This is a genomic window from Streptomyces sp. ME02-8801-2C (assembly GCF_033793965.1).
In the GTDB taxonomy this organism is placed as follows: Bacteria; Actinomycetota; Actinomycetes; order Streptomycetales; family Streptomycetaceae; genus Streptomyces.
Genome location: NZ_JARAXP010000003.1, coordinates 131,319 through 146,611, shown reverse-complemented (window position 1 = coordinate 146,611; position 15,293 = coordinate 131,319). Strand labels below are relative to the sequence as shown.

The 15,293-nt window shown below is 70.4% G+C and carries 15 protein-coding genes and 1 pseudogene; 10 read left to right on the top strand and 6 right to left on the bottom strand.

Features of this window, described 5'->3' with window-relative positions; all coding sequences use genetic code 11:
• Positions 1-228: 228 nt before the first annotated feature.
• The 3 genes and pseudogenes from PV396_RS09815 to PV396_RS09805 form a co-directional block, all read left to right on the top strand.
• The gene (locus PV396_RS09815) at positions 229-1,599 is read left to right on the top strand and encodes an RICIN domain-containing protein (protein WP_319202620.1); all 1,371 of its coding nucleotides are present in this window, start codon (positions 229-231) and stop codon (positions 1,597-1,599) included.
• Positions 1,600-1,708: 109 nt separating this feature from the next.
• Complete coding sequence (locus PV396_RS09810) at positions 1,709-2,608, top strand: aldo/keto reductase (RefSeq protein ID WP_319202618.1); 900 nt, start codon at positions 1,709-1,711, stop codon at positions 2,606-2,608.
• Between the two features lie 212 nt (positions 2,609-2,820).
• A pseudogene (locus tag PV396_RS09805) lies at positions 2,821-3,765 on the top strand (hydrolase); the annotation flags it as partial.
• A gap of 215 nt (positions 3,766-3,980) precedes the next feature.
• On the opposite strand, the gene PV396_RS09800 reads toward PV396_RS09805, so the two are convergent.
• Positions 3,981-4,688: a dienelactone hydrolase family protein gene (locus tag PV396_RS09800; RefSeq protein WP_319202616.1), complete on the bottom strand. Its 708-nt coding sequence runs from the start codon at positions 4,686-4,688 to the stop codon at positions 3,981-3,983.
• Complete coding sequence (locus PV396_RS09795; RefSeq protein ID WP_319202614.1) at positions 4,624-5,505, bottom strand: phosphatase PAP2 family protein; 882 nt, start codon at positions 5,503-5,505, stop codon at positions 4,624-4,626. The genes PV396_RS09800 and PV396_RS09795 overlap by 65 nt, the downstream gene beginning before the upstream one ends.
• 211 nt (positions 5,506-5,716) lie before the next feature.
• Here PV396_RS09795 and PV396_RS09790 point away from each other — a divergent pair, with 211 nt between their 5' ends.
• Positions 5,717-6,136 carry a VOC family protein gene (locus PV396_RS09790; RefSeq protein WP_319202612.1) on the top strand — a complete coding sequence of 140 codons (420 nt, stop codon included), beginning with the start codon at positions 5,717-5,719 and terminating at the stop codon, positions 6,134-6,136.
• Between the two features lie 41 nt (positions 6,137-6,177).
• Positions 6,178-7,257: an adenosine deaminase gene (locus PV396_RS09785; RefSeq protein WP_319202610.1), complete on the top strand. Its 1,080-nt coding sequence runs from the start codon at positions 6,178-6,180 to the stop codon at positions 7,255-7,257.
• Here the strand turns inward: PV396_RS09785 and PV396_RS09780 are convergent.
• Complete coding sequence (locus PV396_RS09780) at positions 7,239-7,754, bottom strand: mycothiol transferase (protein WP_319202608.1); 516 nt, start codon at positions 7,752-7,754, stop codon at positions 7,239-7,241. The genes PV396_RS09785 and PV396_RS09780 overlap by 19 nt on opposite strands.
• Before the next feature lie 28 nt (positions 7,755-7,782).
• A complete protein-coding gene (locus PV396_RS09775; RefSeq protein ID WP_319202606.1) occupies positions 7,783-8,670 on the bottom strand; it encodes a LysR family transcriptional regulator in 888 nt (295 codons plus the stop codon).
• Positions 8,671-8,789: 119 nt separating this feature from the next.
• Between PV396_RS09775 and mgrA the strand changes: the two genes are divergently transcribed.
• Positions 8,790-9,785, top strand: a complete 996-nt coding sequence (gene mgrA / locus PV396_RS09770) for an L-glyceraldehyde 3-phosphate reductase (protein WP_319202604.1) — start codon at positions 8,790-8,792, stop codon at positions 9,783-9,785.
• Positions 9,786-9,803: 18 nt separating this feature from the next.
• On the opposite strand, the gene PV396_RS09765 is transcribed toward mgrA, so the two are convergent.
• Positions 9,804-10,010, bottom strand: coding sequence for a hypothetical protein (locus tag PV396_RS09765; RefSeq protein WP_319202602.1), 207 nt, complete (start codon positions 10,008-10,010; stop codon positions 9,804-9,806).
• A 332-nt stretch (positions 10,011-10,342) separates the two neighbouring features.
• Here PV396_RS09765 and PV396_RS09760 point away from each other — a divergent pair, with 332 nt between their 5' ends.
• From PV396_RS09760 to PV396_RS09745, 4 genes are all read left to right on the top strand, one after another.
• Positions 10,343-10,753 carry a hypothetical protein gene (locus PV396_RS09760; RefSeq protein WP_319202601.1) on the top strand — a complete coding sequence of 137 codons (411 nt, stop codon included), beginning with the start codon at positions 10,343-10,345 and terminating at the stop codon, positions 10,751-10,753.
• Positions 10,754-10,822: 69 nt separating this feature from the next.
• Positions 10,823-13,165, top strand: a complete 2,343-nt coding sequence (locus PV396_RS09755; protein WP_319202598.1) for an FHA domain-containing protein — start codon at positions 10,823-10,825, stop codon at positions 13,163-13,165.
• A 14-nt stretch (positions 13,166-13,179) separates the two neighbouring features.
• Positions 13,180-13,782: a hypothetical protein gene (locus PV396_RS09750; RefSeq protein ID WP_319202596.1), complete on the top strand. Its 603-nt coding sequence runs from the start codon at positions 13,180-13,182 to the stop codon at positions 13,780-13,782.
• Positions 13,782-14,798: a serine/threonine-protein kinase gene (locus PV396_RS09745; protein ID WP_319202594.1), complete on the top strand. Its 1,017-nt coding sequence runs from the start codon at positions 13,782-13,784 to the stop codon at positions 14,796-14,798. The genes PV396_RS09750 and PV396_RS09745 overlap by 1 nt, the downstream gene beginning before the upstream one ends.
• A 26-nt stretch (positions 14,799-14,824) precedes the next feature.
• On the opposite strand, the gene PV396_RS09740 is transcribed toward PV396_RS09745, so the two are convergent.
• Positions 14,825-15,262: a nuclear transport factor 2 family protein gene (locus tag PV396_RS09740; protein WP_319202593.1), complete on the bottom strand. Its 438-nt coding sequence runs from the start codon at positions 15,260-15,262 to the stop codon at positions 14,825-14,827.
• Between the last annotated feature and the right edge of the window lie 31 nt (positions 15,263-15,293).

Here is a 15,293-nt window from a genome sequence, read left to right as displayed (position 1 = left end):
CAACGGGGTGAGCGAGGCGTGTCCTCTCGCCCACAGCGGCGTCAAGAACCATGCGCCCTCAGTCTCGGTGGCGTCGAAACGCATCCAAGGTCAGCCCGAAATGGCAGAAGAGTGGCGCTTGTGGCCGAAGGTTCGTGCGCCAGTGTGCTGACTTCGTGCGCGGCTTCGTGATGTCATGCCCCTGCCGATCAAGTCGTCGAGCCGCCGAGTCGCTGAAGGGCCCTGTAGATGCCAACCCCCCGCACCGCTCTCCTCACCGCAACAGCCGCACTGGCAGCGGCAGTTGCCACCCCCGCACCACCCGCCCTGGCCGCCCCCGTGCCGGCCGCCGGCGCCTACTACGTCCAGAGCGCCACCACCGGACTCAACGCCGCCGACGACGCCGGAGCCGTCGAACAGCACCGGCCCAAGGGCAACGAGGACCGCCAGCAGTGGACGCTGCGCGCGAGCGGCACCTCGTACCTCCTGGAGAGCACCGACACCGCCGGCTCCTGTCTCGGCCGCTCCGGCGACCAGGCGCGGACGGTCGCCTGCACGAGCGCCGACGCGCCCTGGGAGATCACCCCGTCCGGCACCGACCAGTACACGCTCAAGGCCCCGGGAACCAGCCGCTATCTGACAGTCGCCGCCAAGCCGTCCGGCGCCAACTACCCCGACCAGCTGACCATCGGCGGCTCGGGCGGACTGGCCGCCTGGTACCTCACCCCGGTCGCGCCCACTGTCGGCCCTATGCCGCCCGCCGACCAACGCACCCTGGACCAGGTCACGTTCCTCACCGCCCACAACGCCTACGCCAACGGAGTCGACGGCGGCTTCGCCCCGCCCTTCGTCAACCTCGTCCCCAACCAGGCGCGCGGCATCAACCAGCAACTCGCCGACGGCGTACGCGGGTTCATGCTGGACATCCACCAGACCTCCGACGGCGCGATCCTCTGCCACAACAGCTGCACTCTCGTCGGCAGCCCGGTCGCCCTCTGGGTCGACCTGCAGCGGATGGTCGACTTCCTCAAGCAGAACCCCACCCAGGTCGTCACCGTCTTCCTGGAGGACTACGTCGACCCGGGCGTCCTGCGCGGCGAACTCGCCCGTGTCAACGGCCTGTCGGACGTCCTCTACCGGCCCGACCAGACCGGTGTACGGCAGAACGGCTGGCCGAAGATCACCGATCTGCTCGCCGCCAACGACCGGTTGCTGATCTTCACCGACCACAGCCGCTCCGCCGACCAGAGCGCCGGACTCACCCGGGACACCTTCGGCGTGATGTACCAGCGTGAATGGACCGTGGAGAACTACTGGTCCATGGGCGGCGGCCTCGGCACCTCCGACTGGTCCTGCTACAGCCGTTGGTACGGCGCGGACTCCAACACGCCGCTGACCCGAACCGAGGGAGCCTTCAAGCCCCTCTTCGTCATGAACCACTTCCGGGACGTGGCGATCGCCTCCACGGCGACGACCGACAACACCAAACTCACCGACCGGGCCCAGCGGTTCTGCCAGCCGGCCGCCCGCAAGAAGCCCAACTTCCTTGCCGTGGACCGCTACGACCTCGGCAACCCGGCCTCGGCGGTGGCCACGCTGAACACCTACGTCTATCCGTAAAAGACGCCAAGGGACACCAAGGGACGCCAAGGCCAACGGAGCGCAAAGGCACGCCCAAGCGCGGCACCAACGCCGGTGTGGTGTCCAGGGTGCGTGCGAGACTCCGTCGATGACCTCGGAGACGATCACCGCGGACGCCGCGGGCACCTGGAAACTCGGCGATCTCATCGTCAACCGGCTCGGATTCGGCGCCATGCGGCTCACCGGCAGCGCCGCCTTCCACCTCGGCACGGCCAGCGACCGTGAACAGTCGCTGGCCGTGCTGCGCAAGGCCGTCGAACTCGGCGTCAACCACATCGACACCGCCGCCTTCTACTTCTCCGCGCTGCGCTCCGCCAACGAACTGATCAACAGCGCCCTGGCCCCGTACGGCGACGAGCTCGTCATCGTGACCAAGGTCGGCCCCTACCGCGACTACTCGGGGGAGTGGGCCACCTCCGCCCGCCCCGACCAACTGCGCGGGCACGTCGAGGAGAACCTGCGCCAACTCGGCCGCGACCACCTCGACGTGGTCAATCTGCGCCGACTGGAACAGGAGTCCATCGCCGAACACTTCGGCGCGCTCGCTGACCTGCGCGCGGCCGGCCTGATACGCCACCTCGGCATCTCCGGCGTCGGGCCCGAGCACCTCGCCGAGGCGCAGGCGATCGCCCCGGTGGTGTGCGTACAGAACCGGTACGCGCTGGACCGCCCCGACCCGGAGGGCGACGAACTCCTGCGGCTGTGCGGGGAGTCGGGCATCGCCTTCGTACCCTTCTTCGCCGTCGCGGGCAGCGGGGGCGAACGCGGCGCCACCGACGCCCACGACGACACGGTGCTCGCCGTCGCCCGTGCGCACGGCGCGAGCCCCGCCCAGGTGCGGCTCGCCTGGACCCTGCACCAAGGGGCGCACGTGCTCGCCATCCCGGGCACCGGCAACCCGGAGCACGTCGTGGACAACGTGGCCGCGGCCGGACTGCGGCTCACGGGCGACGAGTTGGCCCGACTCGGCGCCGCACATCGGCCTTAATCGGCGTCAAGTACCCCTTTCTGGCCGGTGGTTACACGTGCGTAAGAGCTTTACGTGAAACCCCGGACCGGCCTCCCCGCGCCGTGGATCTTGTCGGTACGGTCCTGCCTTGTGTGGACCGGGAGGCCGTCAACGCCCGGTCTACGCGCGCAGATTCGTCACCCGCACCGCACTTCCCCCAGCTCTCCCCCCCACCCATGGAGGAATGCCAGATGTACGCCAACACCGAGTCCCGGCACAGATTCGCCTCGACGCTGGCCGTGCTCGGCCTGATCGCCACCGGCGTCGCCGTCCAGGCCACCGCCACCGCGACCGCCGCGACCGCGGCAACCCCCCACCGCATCCTCTTCGACAACGCCCACGCCGAGACGGCCGGCAACGCCGACTGGATCATCTCCAAGAACCAGCCCGACCCGCTCTCCGAGGACTCCGCCCCCTCCGACGAGTCCGACTGGACCGGCGCGCTCTCCTCCTGGGGCGTCGCCCTCCAGCAGACCGGGGACTACAGCCTCAAGACGCTGCCCTCGGGCTCCGCTCTCGCATACGGCGGCTCCACGGCGACCGACCTGTCGAACTTCGACACGCTGGTGCTCCCCGAGCCCAACACGCTGTTCACCACCGCCGAGAAGACCGCCATCATGAAGTTCGTCCAGAACGGCGGCGGCCTCTTCATGATCTCCGACCACACCGGTGCCGACCGCAACAACGACGGCGAGGACGCCGTCGAGATCCTCAACGACCTGATGACCAACAACAGCGTCGACTCCACCGACCCGTTCGGCTTCTCCATCGACTCCCTGTCCATCAGCTCCGGTTACCCGGCCGCCATCAGCGCCGCCTCCAACCCGGTCCTGCACGGCACCTTCGGCACGGTCACCAAGAGCCTCATCGCCAGCGGTACGACGGCCACCCTCAAGCCCGCCGACAACTCCGCCGTGAAGGGACTCCTCTACCGCTCCGGCTACTCGGGCAACACCGGCGCCTTCTTCCTGACCAGCACCTTCGGCAGTGGCCGGATCGCGTTCTGGGGCGACAGTTCCCCGATCGACGACGGCACCGGCCAGTCCGGAAACACCCTCTACGACGGCTGGAACGACACCGGCGCCACCAACGCGCCCCTCGCCCTCAACGCCACGGCCTGGCTCGCGGGCGCGAGCAGCTGAGTCAAGGGACCGGAAAGGTTCGGGCGGGCCCGGGGAGAACACCCCGGGCCCGCCCACTGTCACGTCAGCGACCTGCGTGCAGCCCACCCGCGTCAGCGACCTGCGTGCAGCCCACCCGCGTCAGCGCCCCGCGTGCGGGCCGCCCGAGCTGCGGCCCATCATGGCCGGCCCATCCGCGTTCGGCCAACCAGAGGTCGGCCCACCCGCGTTCAGCGCACCTGCTCCTTCAGGAACGGCACCGTGCTCTCCCACGCCCGGGCCGCCGACTCGGCGTCGTACACCTCGCGGTCGTCGTTGAAGAACGCGTGGTTGGCCGGGTACACCCGCAGGTCCGGGGTGATCCCGGACTGCCCCTTGATGGCCTCGCGCAGCGGGTCCAGGCTCTCCACCGGGATACTCGCGTCGAGTTCGCCGTAGTGGCCCAGCACCTCGGCCTTGAGGCCCGAGAAGTCGGGCAGCTCGCCCCGGATCACACCGTAGAACGGCACGGCGGCGCTGACACGCGGGTCGGCCGCGGCCTGGTAGAGGACGAAACCGCCGCCCATGCAGAAACCGACCGAGCCGACCGTCTCCGAGGTGACCTCCGGCCGCGCCAGCAGATAGTCGACCGCGCCGGAGAGGAGCTCGACGCCCTTCGCCACCGGCAGCGCCTGCATCATGCGCAGCGCCTCCTCGTTCTCGTGCGCCACGTTGCCGCCGTAGAGGTCGGGGGCCAGGGCGACGAAACCCTCGCGCGCGAGCCGGTCGGTGACGTCCGCTATGTGGTCGGTCAGGCCCCACCACTCCTGGATGACGATGACGCCGGGCCCACTCCCCGACGGCGGCAGCGCCAGATATCCGTGCGCGGTGCTGTCAGCGCTGGGAAACGTCACGTTCTGGTGGGAGGGCGATCCGGTCGGCTTCGGCAGCTCGGACATGGCAGTCAACTCCAGGAAGGGCAGCGCTCGATGGTGGTGCGCCGCAGTCGGACTCCGGCACGATCCCCACCTTGCCACGGACGAATCCGGCCCTTGATCCCGGCCCCGGTATGCCGGGCGACGGCGCCTCGCGCGACGGACTTCGGTCGCCGCGCAGCACGTCCGCCCACGCGTCCGGCGCGAAGCGGGCCACCCCGTACGCCACCAGCCCCAGCCACCCCACGGCGAACAGCCAGCCGCCGACGACGTCCGAGAACCAGTGGACGCCCAGATAAACCCGGGTGAGGCCGACCAGCACACCCCAGCAGCCGACCGCGGCGGCGAGCAGATGCCGGCCGCGCGGGGCCCGTATCCAGACGGCCAGGACGAGCAGTCCGGCGGTGACGGCCGACGTGGTGGTGTGGCCCGAGGGGAACGACCAGAAGCCGGCGTCCGTCGCCCAGTGTGCCGCGGCGGGCCGGGGCCGGGACAGCAGCGCCATCACCGAGAACCGGACGGCCTGGGCGGCGACCAGGCAGGTCAGACAGGCGGCTGCCGCAAGAATGCGGTGCCGGGCGCTGTGGCCGAGGAGGAGACCGGCGAGGGCGACCAGGGCGTACGGGACGAAGCCCGTGCCGGTGTGGGTCACCGCGCGGGCGAGGATGACGACGACGTCCGGGCGGTGGGCGAGCGACCAGTCGAGCAACTCCCGGTCGCCGAAGAGGGTGCCGCCGCCCCGCGCCACGACTGTGACGGCCAGCAGCGCCAGCAACCCGAAAGCGACCAGGCTCCCCAGCGCGGGGGAGCCGGGCCTGGCGACGGCTTGCTCACGGTTCACACCTGCTCGACGATCACGCTCCGGCGATCGTTCCCGCGACCCGCCGATGCGGAGGACATCACACCTGCGGGTACTGAGGTGACACGCTCTGGGTGTTACGTATAACCTCACCCGTCAACCGCATGTGATCCCACGTCGGCCGCACGTCCATCGCGCCACCAGTCCCCCCCGTCCCCACCCGTCACCCCACCCCAACGGCCGAGGAAACCGCATGAAGCCCACGCGACGCATCGCCCTGGTCACCCTCGTCGTCGACGACTACGACGAGGCGATCCGCTTCTACACCGACGCGCTCGGCTTCCGGCTCGTGGAGGACTCCCCGCGCCCCGACGGCTCCCGTTGGGTCGTCGTCGAGCCGGGTTCGGCGGGAGCGGGCACCGGTGCGGCGGGCACCGGCCTGGTGCTCGCCCGGGCCAAGGACGAGGACCAGCGTGCCCGGATCGGCGACCAGACCGGCGGACGCGTGGGCTTCTTCCTGCACACCGACGACTTCGCCCGCGACCACGCCCGGATGAGCGCCGCCGGCGTGACCTTCCTGGAGGAACCGCGCCACGAGCCCTACGGCTCGGTCGCCGTCTTCCAGGACCTGTACGGCAACCGCTGGGACCTTCTCCAGCCCGCCACCGACTGACCCATCCCACCGCACCACCACCTGCCGAGGAAGCACCGCACATGACCGCGTCCCCCGTCGACACCGCCACCATCCGCCGCCTTCCCAAGGCCGTGCTGCACGACCACCTCGACGGAGGCCTGCGCCCCGCCACGCTGGTCGAGCTCGCCGCCGAGGTCGGTCACACCCTGCCCACCACCGATCCGGACGAGCTGGCCGCCTGGTACTTCGAAGCGGCCAACTCCGGTGACCTGGTGCGCTACATAGCCACCTTCGAGCACACCCTGGCTGTGCTGCAGACCCGCGAGGGCCTGCTGCGCGCGGCCGAGGAGTACGTCCTCGACCTCGCGGAGGACGGAGTCGTCTACGGCGAGGTGCGCTACGCCCCCGAACTGAACGTGAACGGCGGGCTGACCCTCCCCGAGGTCGTCGAGGCCGTCCAGGAGGGCCTGGCGGCCGGTATGGCGAAGGCCGCCGCCGCCGGCACCCCGGTGCGGGTCGGGACCCTGCTGTGCGGCATGCGCATGTTCGACCGGGTCCGTGAGGCCGCCGACCTGGCCGTGGCCTTCCGGGACGCCGGTGTCGTCGGCTTCGACATCGCCGGTGCCGAGGACGGCTTCCCGCCCGCCGACCACCTCGCCGCCTTCGAACACCTGCGCAGCGAGAGTGTGCCGTTCACCATCCACGCCGGTGAGGCCCACGGCCTGCCCAGCATCCACCAGGCCCTCCAGGTCTGCGGCGCCCAGCGCATCGGCCACGGGGTCCGCATCACCGACGACATCCCCGACCTCGCGGCCGGGAAGCTCGGCCGTCTCGCGGGCTGGGTGCGCGACCGTCGCATCGCCCTGGAGATGTGCCCGACCTCCAACCTCCAGACGGGCGCGGCCACGTCGATCGCCGAGCACCCCATCACCGCCCTGCGCGACCTGGGCTTCCGTGTCACCCTCAACACCGACAACCGCCTGGTCTCCGGCACGACGATGACCCGCGAGATGTCCCTCCTGGTCGAGGAGGCCGGGTGGACGGTCGAGGACCTGCGCACGGTCACCGTGAACGCCGTCAAGAGCGCGTTCATCCCGTTCGACGAGCGCAAGGCCCTCATCGAGGACGTCGTCCTGCCGGGCTACGCCTCGGCGCTCTGAAGCAGTCCCCGCAGGTAGGCGGCCTGGCCGACGTGCTGAAGATCGTCGGCCAGGACACTGACCAGCCGGACGCCGAGCGTGACCGGTGGGTCCCAGTGCTCGTCGACGACGCGCTCCAGGTCCTCGGCGGTGAGACCGCGCAGGGCGTCGAGGCTCTGGGCGTGCACGGCGTCGACGTAGCCGAGCAGTGGTTCGGGTGAGTCGACCCGCACCTTGGCGACCTGCGCGGAGGTGTGGCCGTACCCGATGTCACGGGGCTTCAGATCGAGGCCGAAGCGTTTCTCCCAGTCCTGTGCCAGCCAGACCTGGTCGAGGCCGAAGGCGCCGGCCACATGGTCGTCCTGGACCCGGGTGAGGTGCCACACGAGCCAGGCGATGGAGTTGGCGTCCGGGCCGGGGCGGTGGTTGAGCTCGTCGGGGCCCAGGCCCTCGACGGCGGCGTGAACCTCTTCCTGGATGCGGGTGTACCCGTCGATGAGGATGTCCTTTGCATGCATGGGGTCCACCCTTCCGCATCCGGGTCCGTCATGCCTCCTCTGTTTCCAGAAGAGCCATGAGCGCCCGTGCCGCGGGACTGGTCGCCTGCGAGGGCGGCAGCAGGGCGACCGTCTCGTACACGGTCTCGCCGGTGCCCTTGACCGGGAGCGCAGTGAGCGAGGCGCGCTTGTGCCGGAAGTGCCGGGGTACGACGGCAATCCCGAGGTTCTCGTCCACCAGGTCGAGGAGGCTGTGCACGTCGTTGACCTCCAGGGCGACCGACCGGCGTACGCCCGCCTCGGCGAAGGCGGCGTCGGTGGTGCGGCGCGGCCCCCAGTCCGGGTGGAAGTCGACGAACACCTCGCCGCCCAGGTCCTCCGGGGTCACGGCCGCGCCGGCCACGGCGAGCCGGTGACTCGGATGGCAGAGCACGGTCATGGCCTCGCTGCTCAGCGGTACGGCCCGCAAGTGGTCGGTCTCCTCCTGCGTCCCACGGACGGCGAAGGCCAGGTCCAGGCGTCCGGCGGCCACCTCCTCGGCCAACGCGCCCGCGCCCGCCTGCCGCAGCGAGATCTCCACGTCCGGGTGCTGCCGCCGGAACGCGGCGAGGACTCCCGCCACATGCACCCCGGCGATGCACTGCTCGGAGCCCAGCGCGAGCATCCCGCGCAGCACCCCCTGCACCGCCGCCACCGCCTCGTGGGCCGAACGCACCTGGGCGAGGATCCGCTCGGCCTCGCCGAGCAGCGCACGCCCCGCCGGGGTGAGAGTCACCCGGCGAGTGGTGCGCACGAACAGCGGGGTCTGCAGCTCCCGTTCGAGCGCGCGGATCGACGCCGACAGGCCCGACTGCGACACCATCAGCCGTTCGGCGGCCCGGGTGAAGTGCTGATCCTCCGCGACCGCGACGAAGTGCTGAAGGTGGCGTAGTTCCATGATTGAGAAGCCTATCCGCTGAATTCCATCGGATTCTCCTGTTGGACCACTGCCCGCCGCCGAGGAAGAGTGGGACCAGCAATGATCACGTCAGCTGTGCCAACCCTTCTGGAGTCGCGTTGTACACCGCACACACCGACCGTTACGCGGACATGCCCTACCGACGCACCGGACGCAGCGGTCTGAAGCTCCCCGCGCTGTCGCTCGGCCTGTGGCACAACTTCGGCCCGGGGGACCGTACCGTCGACACCCAGCGCGCCATCCTGCGCCGCGCGTTCGACCTCGGCGTCACCCACTTCGACCTGGCCAACAACTACGGCCCGCCGCCCGGCGCCGCCGAGTCCGCCTTCGGTGAGGCCCTCAAGGCCGACTTCGCCCCGTACCGCGACGAACTGGTGATCTCCACCAAGGCGGGCTACCTCATGTGGCCGGGCCCGTACGGCGAGTGGGGCTCGCGCAAGTACCTGCTCTCCTCCCTCGACCAGAGCCTGACGCGCATGGGCCTCGACTACGTCGACATCTTCTACTCGCACCGCCCGGACCCCGAGACCCCGCTCGAGGAGACGATGGGCGCTCTGCACACGGCGGTCCAGCAGGGCAAGGCGCTCTACGTCGGCGTCTCCAACTATTCGCCCGAGCAGACCCGCGAGGCCGCCCGCATCCTGGCCGACCTGGGCACCCCGCTCCTCATCCACCAGCCCCGCTACTCGATGCTGGACCGCCGTCCGGAGGAGTCGGGCCTGCTGGACACGCTGGACGAGCTGCAGGTCGGCTCCATCGTCTTCTCCCCGCTGGAGCAGGGCCTGCTCACCGGCCGCTACCTCGACGGCATCCCGGCGGACTCGCGGGCGGCGAGCGACAGCCCGTTCCTGAACTCCGACCGGATCACCGAGGACCTCGTGCAGCAGCTGCGCGCCCTCGACGACATCGCCAAGTCCCGCGGCCAGAGCCTGGCCCAGTTGGCCCTGGCGTGGGTCCTGCGCGGCGGCCGGGTGACCTCCGCCCTGGTCGGCGCGAGCAGCCCGAAGCAGCTGGAGGACAGCGTCGCGGCCATCGAGAACCTGGAGTTCTCCGACGAGGAGCTGGCCCGGATCGAGGCGATCGTCAAGGCCTGACCCATGTCAGGTCCTCCGTCATGAACGGAATCGTCCGGCCGGCCGTACTGTCACGGTGGCACCCCCTTCCTTTCCGATGGCCTTTCGGATCTCGGCCTTCGAGAGACCGAAGAACGTGACGGATTCTGGCCAGACCAGGTAGGTCCAGCCCCTGGGTGCCGGGCTTTTGCGCAGTACGGCTGTGAATTCCTCGTCGGCCTTGTCGACTTTTTCGCTGGTGGTCATGGGGCCTTCCATTCCCAGTGGTCTTCGCTATGGAGACCACTGGGAAGCGAAGAACTCATCGCGAATCACATGATCCTCGTGAATCACGGGAGATCCGTCCGCAGGAAAAGAGACTGTCCCGTCGGATTCCGGTCCATACCTGCCAGGAATATGCCAGGAGAATGCCTGGAAACTGGCTGGAAAGGCGTGGTGACAGAGTGTCAATAGTGAAGATACTCGACTGGTAGAACACTGCACCACTGAGTGACCACGGAGTGACCTGCAGCAACGAGTACAGCGAGAGAACCGCACGGAAAGCGAGGCAAGGCCGGCAGGCGATCGGGGGAAAGATCGTGCACGACGAGTTCCTTTGCCATGTCACGGCGTACGGGGTGTGTGCGGGTCGGCGCATCGGAGTACCGCTCGGCACCTACCGCGCACCCACCCTGGCGCTGGCCCTGTGGTGGTTACGGGACCGGGCGAACTGGATCGCCGAACGGCTCGATCCGCAGCCCGACGAACCGTACTTCCCCCCGAACTCGCTCGTCCCGGTGGCCACCACCGTGCCCGACGTCCCCGGCCTGCTGCGCGCCTGGACCCTGGACCCGTACCAGCAGGACCTGGTCGCCGACGAGTTGGCGGCCGGCCGGCTCGTCCGGATCGCCACGTACGACGAGACCACCGAGTACGAACTCCTCGCCGAATCCGTGGACGCGCTGCGCATGCAGCGGACCAACCCGGCGCTCGTCGTGCCGGTCGCGTAGCCGCCCGGGCTGCCCGGCTCCTGGCGGCTGCCCAGGCATATATGCGGACGAATCGCTAGAATTTTTGGCATGGTAGACCGCTGGGTCACGCCGTCGGCGCCCGAACTCGTCCTGGAGACGGAGACGGGCTCCACGGTGATGAGCCCGGGCCACGACTACCACGTCGGACGCGACCCGCTCAGCGAGATCGTCATCGACGACGTCCGGGTCTCGTGGCACCACGCGGTGCTGCGCCCCGACGACGACCACTGGACCGTCGAGGACGAGAACAGCACCAACGGCACCTACGCCGACGGGCTGCGGGTCAGGGAACGGGACGTCGGGCCCGGCAGCGTACTGCGCTTCGGCAGCCCCGCCGACGGACCGCGAGCCGTCCTGGTCAGCCCGCCCCCGCCGGCCCGGGAACGCCCCTCGGCGGTCTCCATGCCGGCCATGACCGGCACCTTCCGGCAGCCCACCACCGTCCGGCCGCTGTCCACCCGCACGGTCCGCATCGGCCGCGCCACCGACAACGACCTGATCGTCGACGACCTCCTCGTCTCCCGCCGGCACGCAGAACTGCGCTCCCGTCCGGACGGGACGTACGAGATCGTCGACCTCGGCAGCCACAACGGCACGTTCCTCAACGGCCGGCCCGTCGCCCGCGAGCTCGTCACCCCCGGAGACATCGTCGGCGTCGGCCACTCCGCGTTCTGCCTCGTCGGCGACCAGCTCCAGGAGTACGTCGACACCGGCGAGGTCTCCCTCGACGTCCAGGACCTCACCGTCGCCGTGGACCACGGCCGCAAGACCCTCCTGGAGGGCGTGTCCTTCCCGGTGGGGGAGAAGTGCCTGCTCGCCGTCGTGGGCCCGAGCGGCGCGGGCAAGTCCACCCTCCTGAACGCCCTGACCGGGCAGCGCCCCGCCGACCACGGCACGGTCCTGTACGACGGCCGCGACCTCTACCGTGACTACGCCGAACTGCGCCAGCGCATCGGCCTCGTCCCGCAGGACGACATCCTGCACGCCCAGCTGACCGTGCGCGGAGCCCTCTCCTACGCCGCCGAACTGCGCTTCCCGCAGGACACCGCGAAGGCGGAGCGCCGGGAACGGGTCGACGAGGTCATCCGCGAACTGGGCCTCGAACAGCGCGCCCGGCAGCCCGTGCACAGCCTCTCCGGCGGTCAGTGCAAGCGCGTCAGCGTGGCCCTGGAGCTGCTGACCAAACCGTCGCTGCTCTTCCTCGACGAACCGACCTCGGGCCTCGACCCGGGCATGGACCGCTCGGTGATGCACATGCTGCGCGGCCTCGCCGACGACGGCCGGACCGTCATCGTCGTCACCCACAGCGTGCTCAGCCTCGACGTCTGCGACCGGCTCCTCGTCCTCGCACCCGGCGGCAAGGTCGCGTACTACGGGCCGCCCGAGGACACCCTCGCCTTCTTCGGGTACGAGCAGTGGCCGGAGGCGTTCGAGGCCTTCGAGCGTGACCAGGACAGGGACTGGGCGGGGGACTACCGCTTCTCTCCGTTCCACCAGCAGTACATCGTCAACTCGACCGCCCAGCCCCGGCTGCCGAGGTCGGGCCCGGTCGACGCCGCCCCGCCCCCGCCCAAGCCGCAGAGCTGGGGCGGCCAGCTGAGCACCCTGGTCCGCCGCTACACGGCCGCGCTGAGCGCCGACCGCACCTTCCTCGCCATCATGATCGCGCTGCCGTTCGTGATGGGCGCGATGGCCAGGGCGCTGGCAGGCAGCAGGCTGACGCAGGAGACGGCGATGAACGCGCTGCTGATCCTCTGCGTCGGCGGCGTCCTGACGGGAGCGGCCAACGCCGTGCGCGAACTGGTCAAGGAACGCGTGATCTACCAGCGCGAACGGGCCGTCGGACTGTCCAGATCGGCCTATCTGATGTCCAAGGTCGTCGTCCTCGGCACGATCACCGTCGCCCAGGCCGTCGTACTGACCCTCGTCGCCCTCCTCGGCGTCGACCTCAACGCACCTGGCGGAAAAGGCGTGTTGATGCCACCCCTCGTGGAGATCACGGTCGCCGTCGCGCTGCTCTCCTTCGCCGCGATGATGCTCGGCCTCCTCGTCTCGGCCCTCGTCCGCAAGGAAGAGGTGACGATGCCGCTGCTGGTGCTCCTGGCCATCGTCCAGGTCGTGTTCTGCGGGGCCCTGCTGAAACTCGACGGCGTCCCCGGCATCGAACAGCTCTCCTGGCTGGTGCCGTCGCGATGGGCGCTCGGGGCGATGGCGGGCACCATCGGCCTGTCGCGGATCGTCCCCGGCGACCTGACCGGCGACCCGCTGTTCGAACACTCGGCCGGGATCTGGCTGATCAACGCGGGCATGCTGGTCGTGCTCTCGGCGGTGTTCGGATACCTGGTCCTGCGGCTGCTGCGGCGGCACGAACCGGCTGTCATGCGGAAGTAGAGGGGGTGGGCGAGATGACGTCCCCGGGTTTCCGGATCTCCGGGTTCCGGCCCACGCACGTCGTGCCGCAGGGCGGTCTGGCCGCCTGGGAGGAGCCCGACCCGGCCAGGCCCACCGTGCCGCTCGACGCGCTGCTGCCGGTCGAACTGGTCGAACGGCGTGGCGACTGGGGGCAGGTCCGGTGCGCGAACGGCTGGTCCGCCTGGATCGACGGACGGCTCCTGGTCGCCGTACCCCAGGACCCGCCCGCCGCCGGCGCCCCGCTCGCCCGCACCGCCGACCCCCGCCCGCTGCTGGCCCGCGCCGAACAGGCGCTGACCCGCTACCGCGGCGCCGTGGAGGAGCTCACCGAGGGCGCACTCGACCGGGAGTCCTTCCGGGGGCTCACTCATGGACAGCGCATCGGGATCGTCGTCGACGGCGAGTCCGTATGGCTGTACGACGCCGAGCACGAACGCTGGGTCTACACCGACGGCACCCGGCTGAGCACGTACGCCGCCGACCGGGAACCCGCCGCCCCCACCCATGAGCCGACCCAGGTGGTGCCCGACCTGGGCCACGCGCACACCCGGGTGGTCGGGGACGCCGGCATCGGCGGCGCCGACGGTGACGGCTGATGCAGCGCGGCCCGGACCACGACACCCGGTCGCATGCGGGACGGCCCTCCGACCTGCTCGGGAAGCAGATCGCCGGCTACCGCGTCGAGGAGGAGATCGGCCGCGGTGGCATGGCCGTCGTCTACCGGGCCAGGGACCTGCGGCTCGATCGCACCGTCGCCCTGAAACTCCTCGCCCCCGAACTCGCCCGCAACGACACCTTCCGTAAACGCTTCACCCACGAGTCCCGGGTGGCCGCCGCGATCGACCACCCGCACATCGTCCCGGTCTTCGAGGCCGACGAGACCGACGGCATCCTCTACATCGCCATGCGGTACGTCGCCGGCAGCGATCTGCGCCATCTCCTCGACAGCAAGGGCCCGTTGCCGCTCCCGGTCGCCATCCGCATCGCCGCCCAGGTCGCCTCCGCGCTGGACGCCGCCCACGAACACGGCCTGGTCCACCGGGACGTCAAGCCCGGCAACATCCTGGTCGCCCGGGGCACCGACAGCGACCATCCCGAGCACGTCTACCTCACCGACTTCGGCCTGACGAAGAAGTCGCTGTCGCTCACCGGCTTCACGACCGTCGGCCAGTTCGTCGGCACCCTCGACTATGTGGCGCCCGAGCAGATCTCCGGGCGCCCGGTCGACGGACGCTGCGACGTCTACGGCTTCGCGTGCGTCGTCCACGAGGTCCTGGCGGGCCGCCCGCCCTTCCAACGCGACGACGACATGGCCCTGTTGTGGGCCCACCAGTACGACCAGCCACCGCCGCTGACCGAGCAGCGCCCCGAACTCCCCGCCGCCGTCGACCCGGTGTTCGCGAAAGCCCTCGCCAAGAGCCCCGACGACCGCTACGACTCGTGCCTCGACTTCGTCGCCGCCCTCCGCATGGCCTCGACGGGTGCCGCGCACACCGGCCACGCACCGACCCAGGTGGTCCGGCTGCCCGGGTCCGCCGAGGAAGGGCCACCCCGCCCACCGGCCTGGGCGCGCCCGGTGTTCACCCGCATCGGCCACCGGCGACCGAGATAACGGGCCCCGGACGACGCGCGGCTGTCCTACGCGGAGACGGGCGGCTGGTCCTGCTCCCGCCCGAGCCCACCCAACGGCACGCGCCGCGCCGACACCTTCCGGTACGAGATACGCCAGCCCCCGTCACCCCGCACCACCGTGTCGTCGTACGTCACCGAGCCGCAGGTGCCGTCCGCCATGACGGCCAAACCCTTGGAGCGGGCCTGCACTTGCCCGTCGGGCCGCTCGGCGACCACCACGTTCGTGACGTGATGAGCGACCGGATTCGCCGGGCCCCGGGCGAGCGCCGCGTCGGTCAGCGAGGCAAGGCCGCTGACCTGGCCCTGGCCGACGTCGGAGAGGTCGTACACCACGTTCTCGGTGAACACCTCCGCCATACGGGCCAGTTGTCCCTCGTCGACCAGATGACCGTGCAGGGCGATCAACTCCGCCACGGCCAACCGGTCTTCGACACTCAGCGCCATGGGGGCCACCCTCCCACGCCTCCCCGAGCCC

Excerpts from the sequence above, each read along its gene's own strand:
- PV396_RS09815 (WP_319202620.1), top strand. The coding sequence starts at position 229 with ATGCCAACCCCCCGCACCGCTCTCCTCACCGCAACAGCCGCACTGGCA.
- PV396_RS09810 (WP_319202618.1), top strand. The coding sequence starts at position 1,709 with ATGACCTCGGAGACGATCACCGCGGACGCCGCGGGCACCTGGAAACTC.
- PV396_RS09800 (WP_319202616.1), bottom strand. The coding sequence starts at position 4,688 with ATGTCCGAGCTGCCGAAGCCGACCGGATCGCCCTCCCACCAGAACGTG.
- PV396_RS09790 (WP_319202612.1), top strand. The coding sequence starts at position 5,717 with ATGAAGCCCACGCGACGCATCGCCCTGGTCACCCTCGTCGTCGACGAC.
- PV396_RS09785 (WP_319202610.1), top strand. The coding sequence starts at position 6,178 with ATGACCGCGTCCCCCGTCGACACCGCCACCATCCGCCGCCTTCCCAAG.
- PV396_RS09780 (WP_319202608.1), bottom strand. The coding sequence starts at position 7,754 with ATGCATGCAAAGGACATCCTCATCGACGGGTACACCCGCATCCAGGAA.
- PV396_RS09775 (WP_319202606.1), bottom strand. The coding sequence starts at position 8,670 with ATGGAACTACGCCACCTTCAGCACTTCGTCGCGGTCGCGGAGGATCAG.
- PV396_RS09765 (WP_319202602.1), bottom strand. The coding sequence starts at position 10,010 with ATGACCACCAGCGAAAAAGTCGACAAGGCCGACGAGGAATTCACAGCC.
- PV396_RS09755 (WP_319202598.1), top strand. The coding sequence starts at position 10,823 with ATGGTAGACCGCTGGGTCACGCCGTCGGCGCCCGAACTCGTCCTGGAG.
- PV396_RS09750 (WP_319202596.1), top strand. The coding sequence starts at position 13,180 with ATGACGTCCCCGGGTTTCCGGATCTCCGGGTTCCGGCCCACGCACGTC.
- PV396_RS09745 (WP_319202594.1), top strand. The coding sequence starts at position 13,782 with ATGCAGCGCGGCCCGGACCACGACACCCGGTCGCATGCGGGACGGCCC.
- PV396_RS09740 (WP_319202593.1), bottom strand. The coding sequence starts at position 15,262 with ATGGCGCTGAGTGTCGAAGACCGGTTGGCCGTGGCGGAGTTGATCGCC.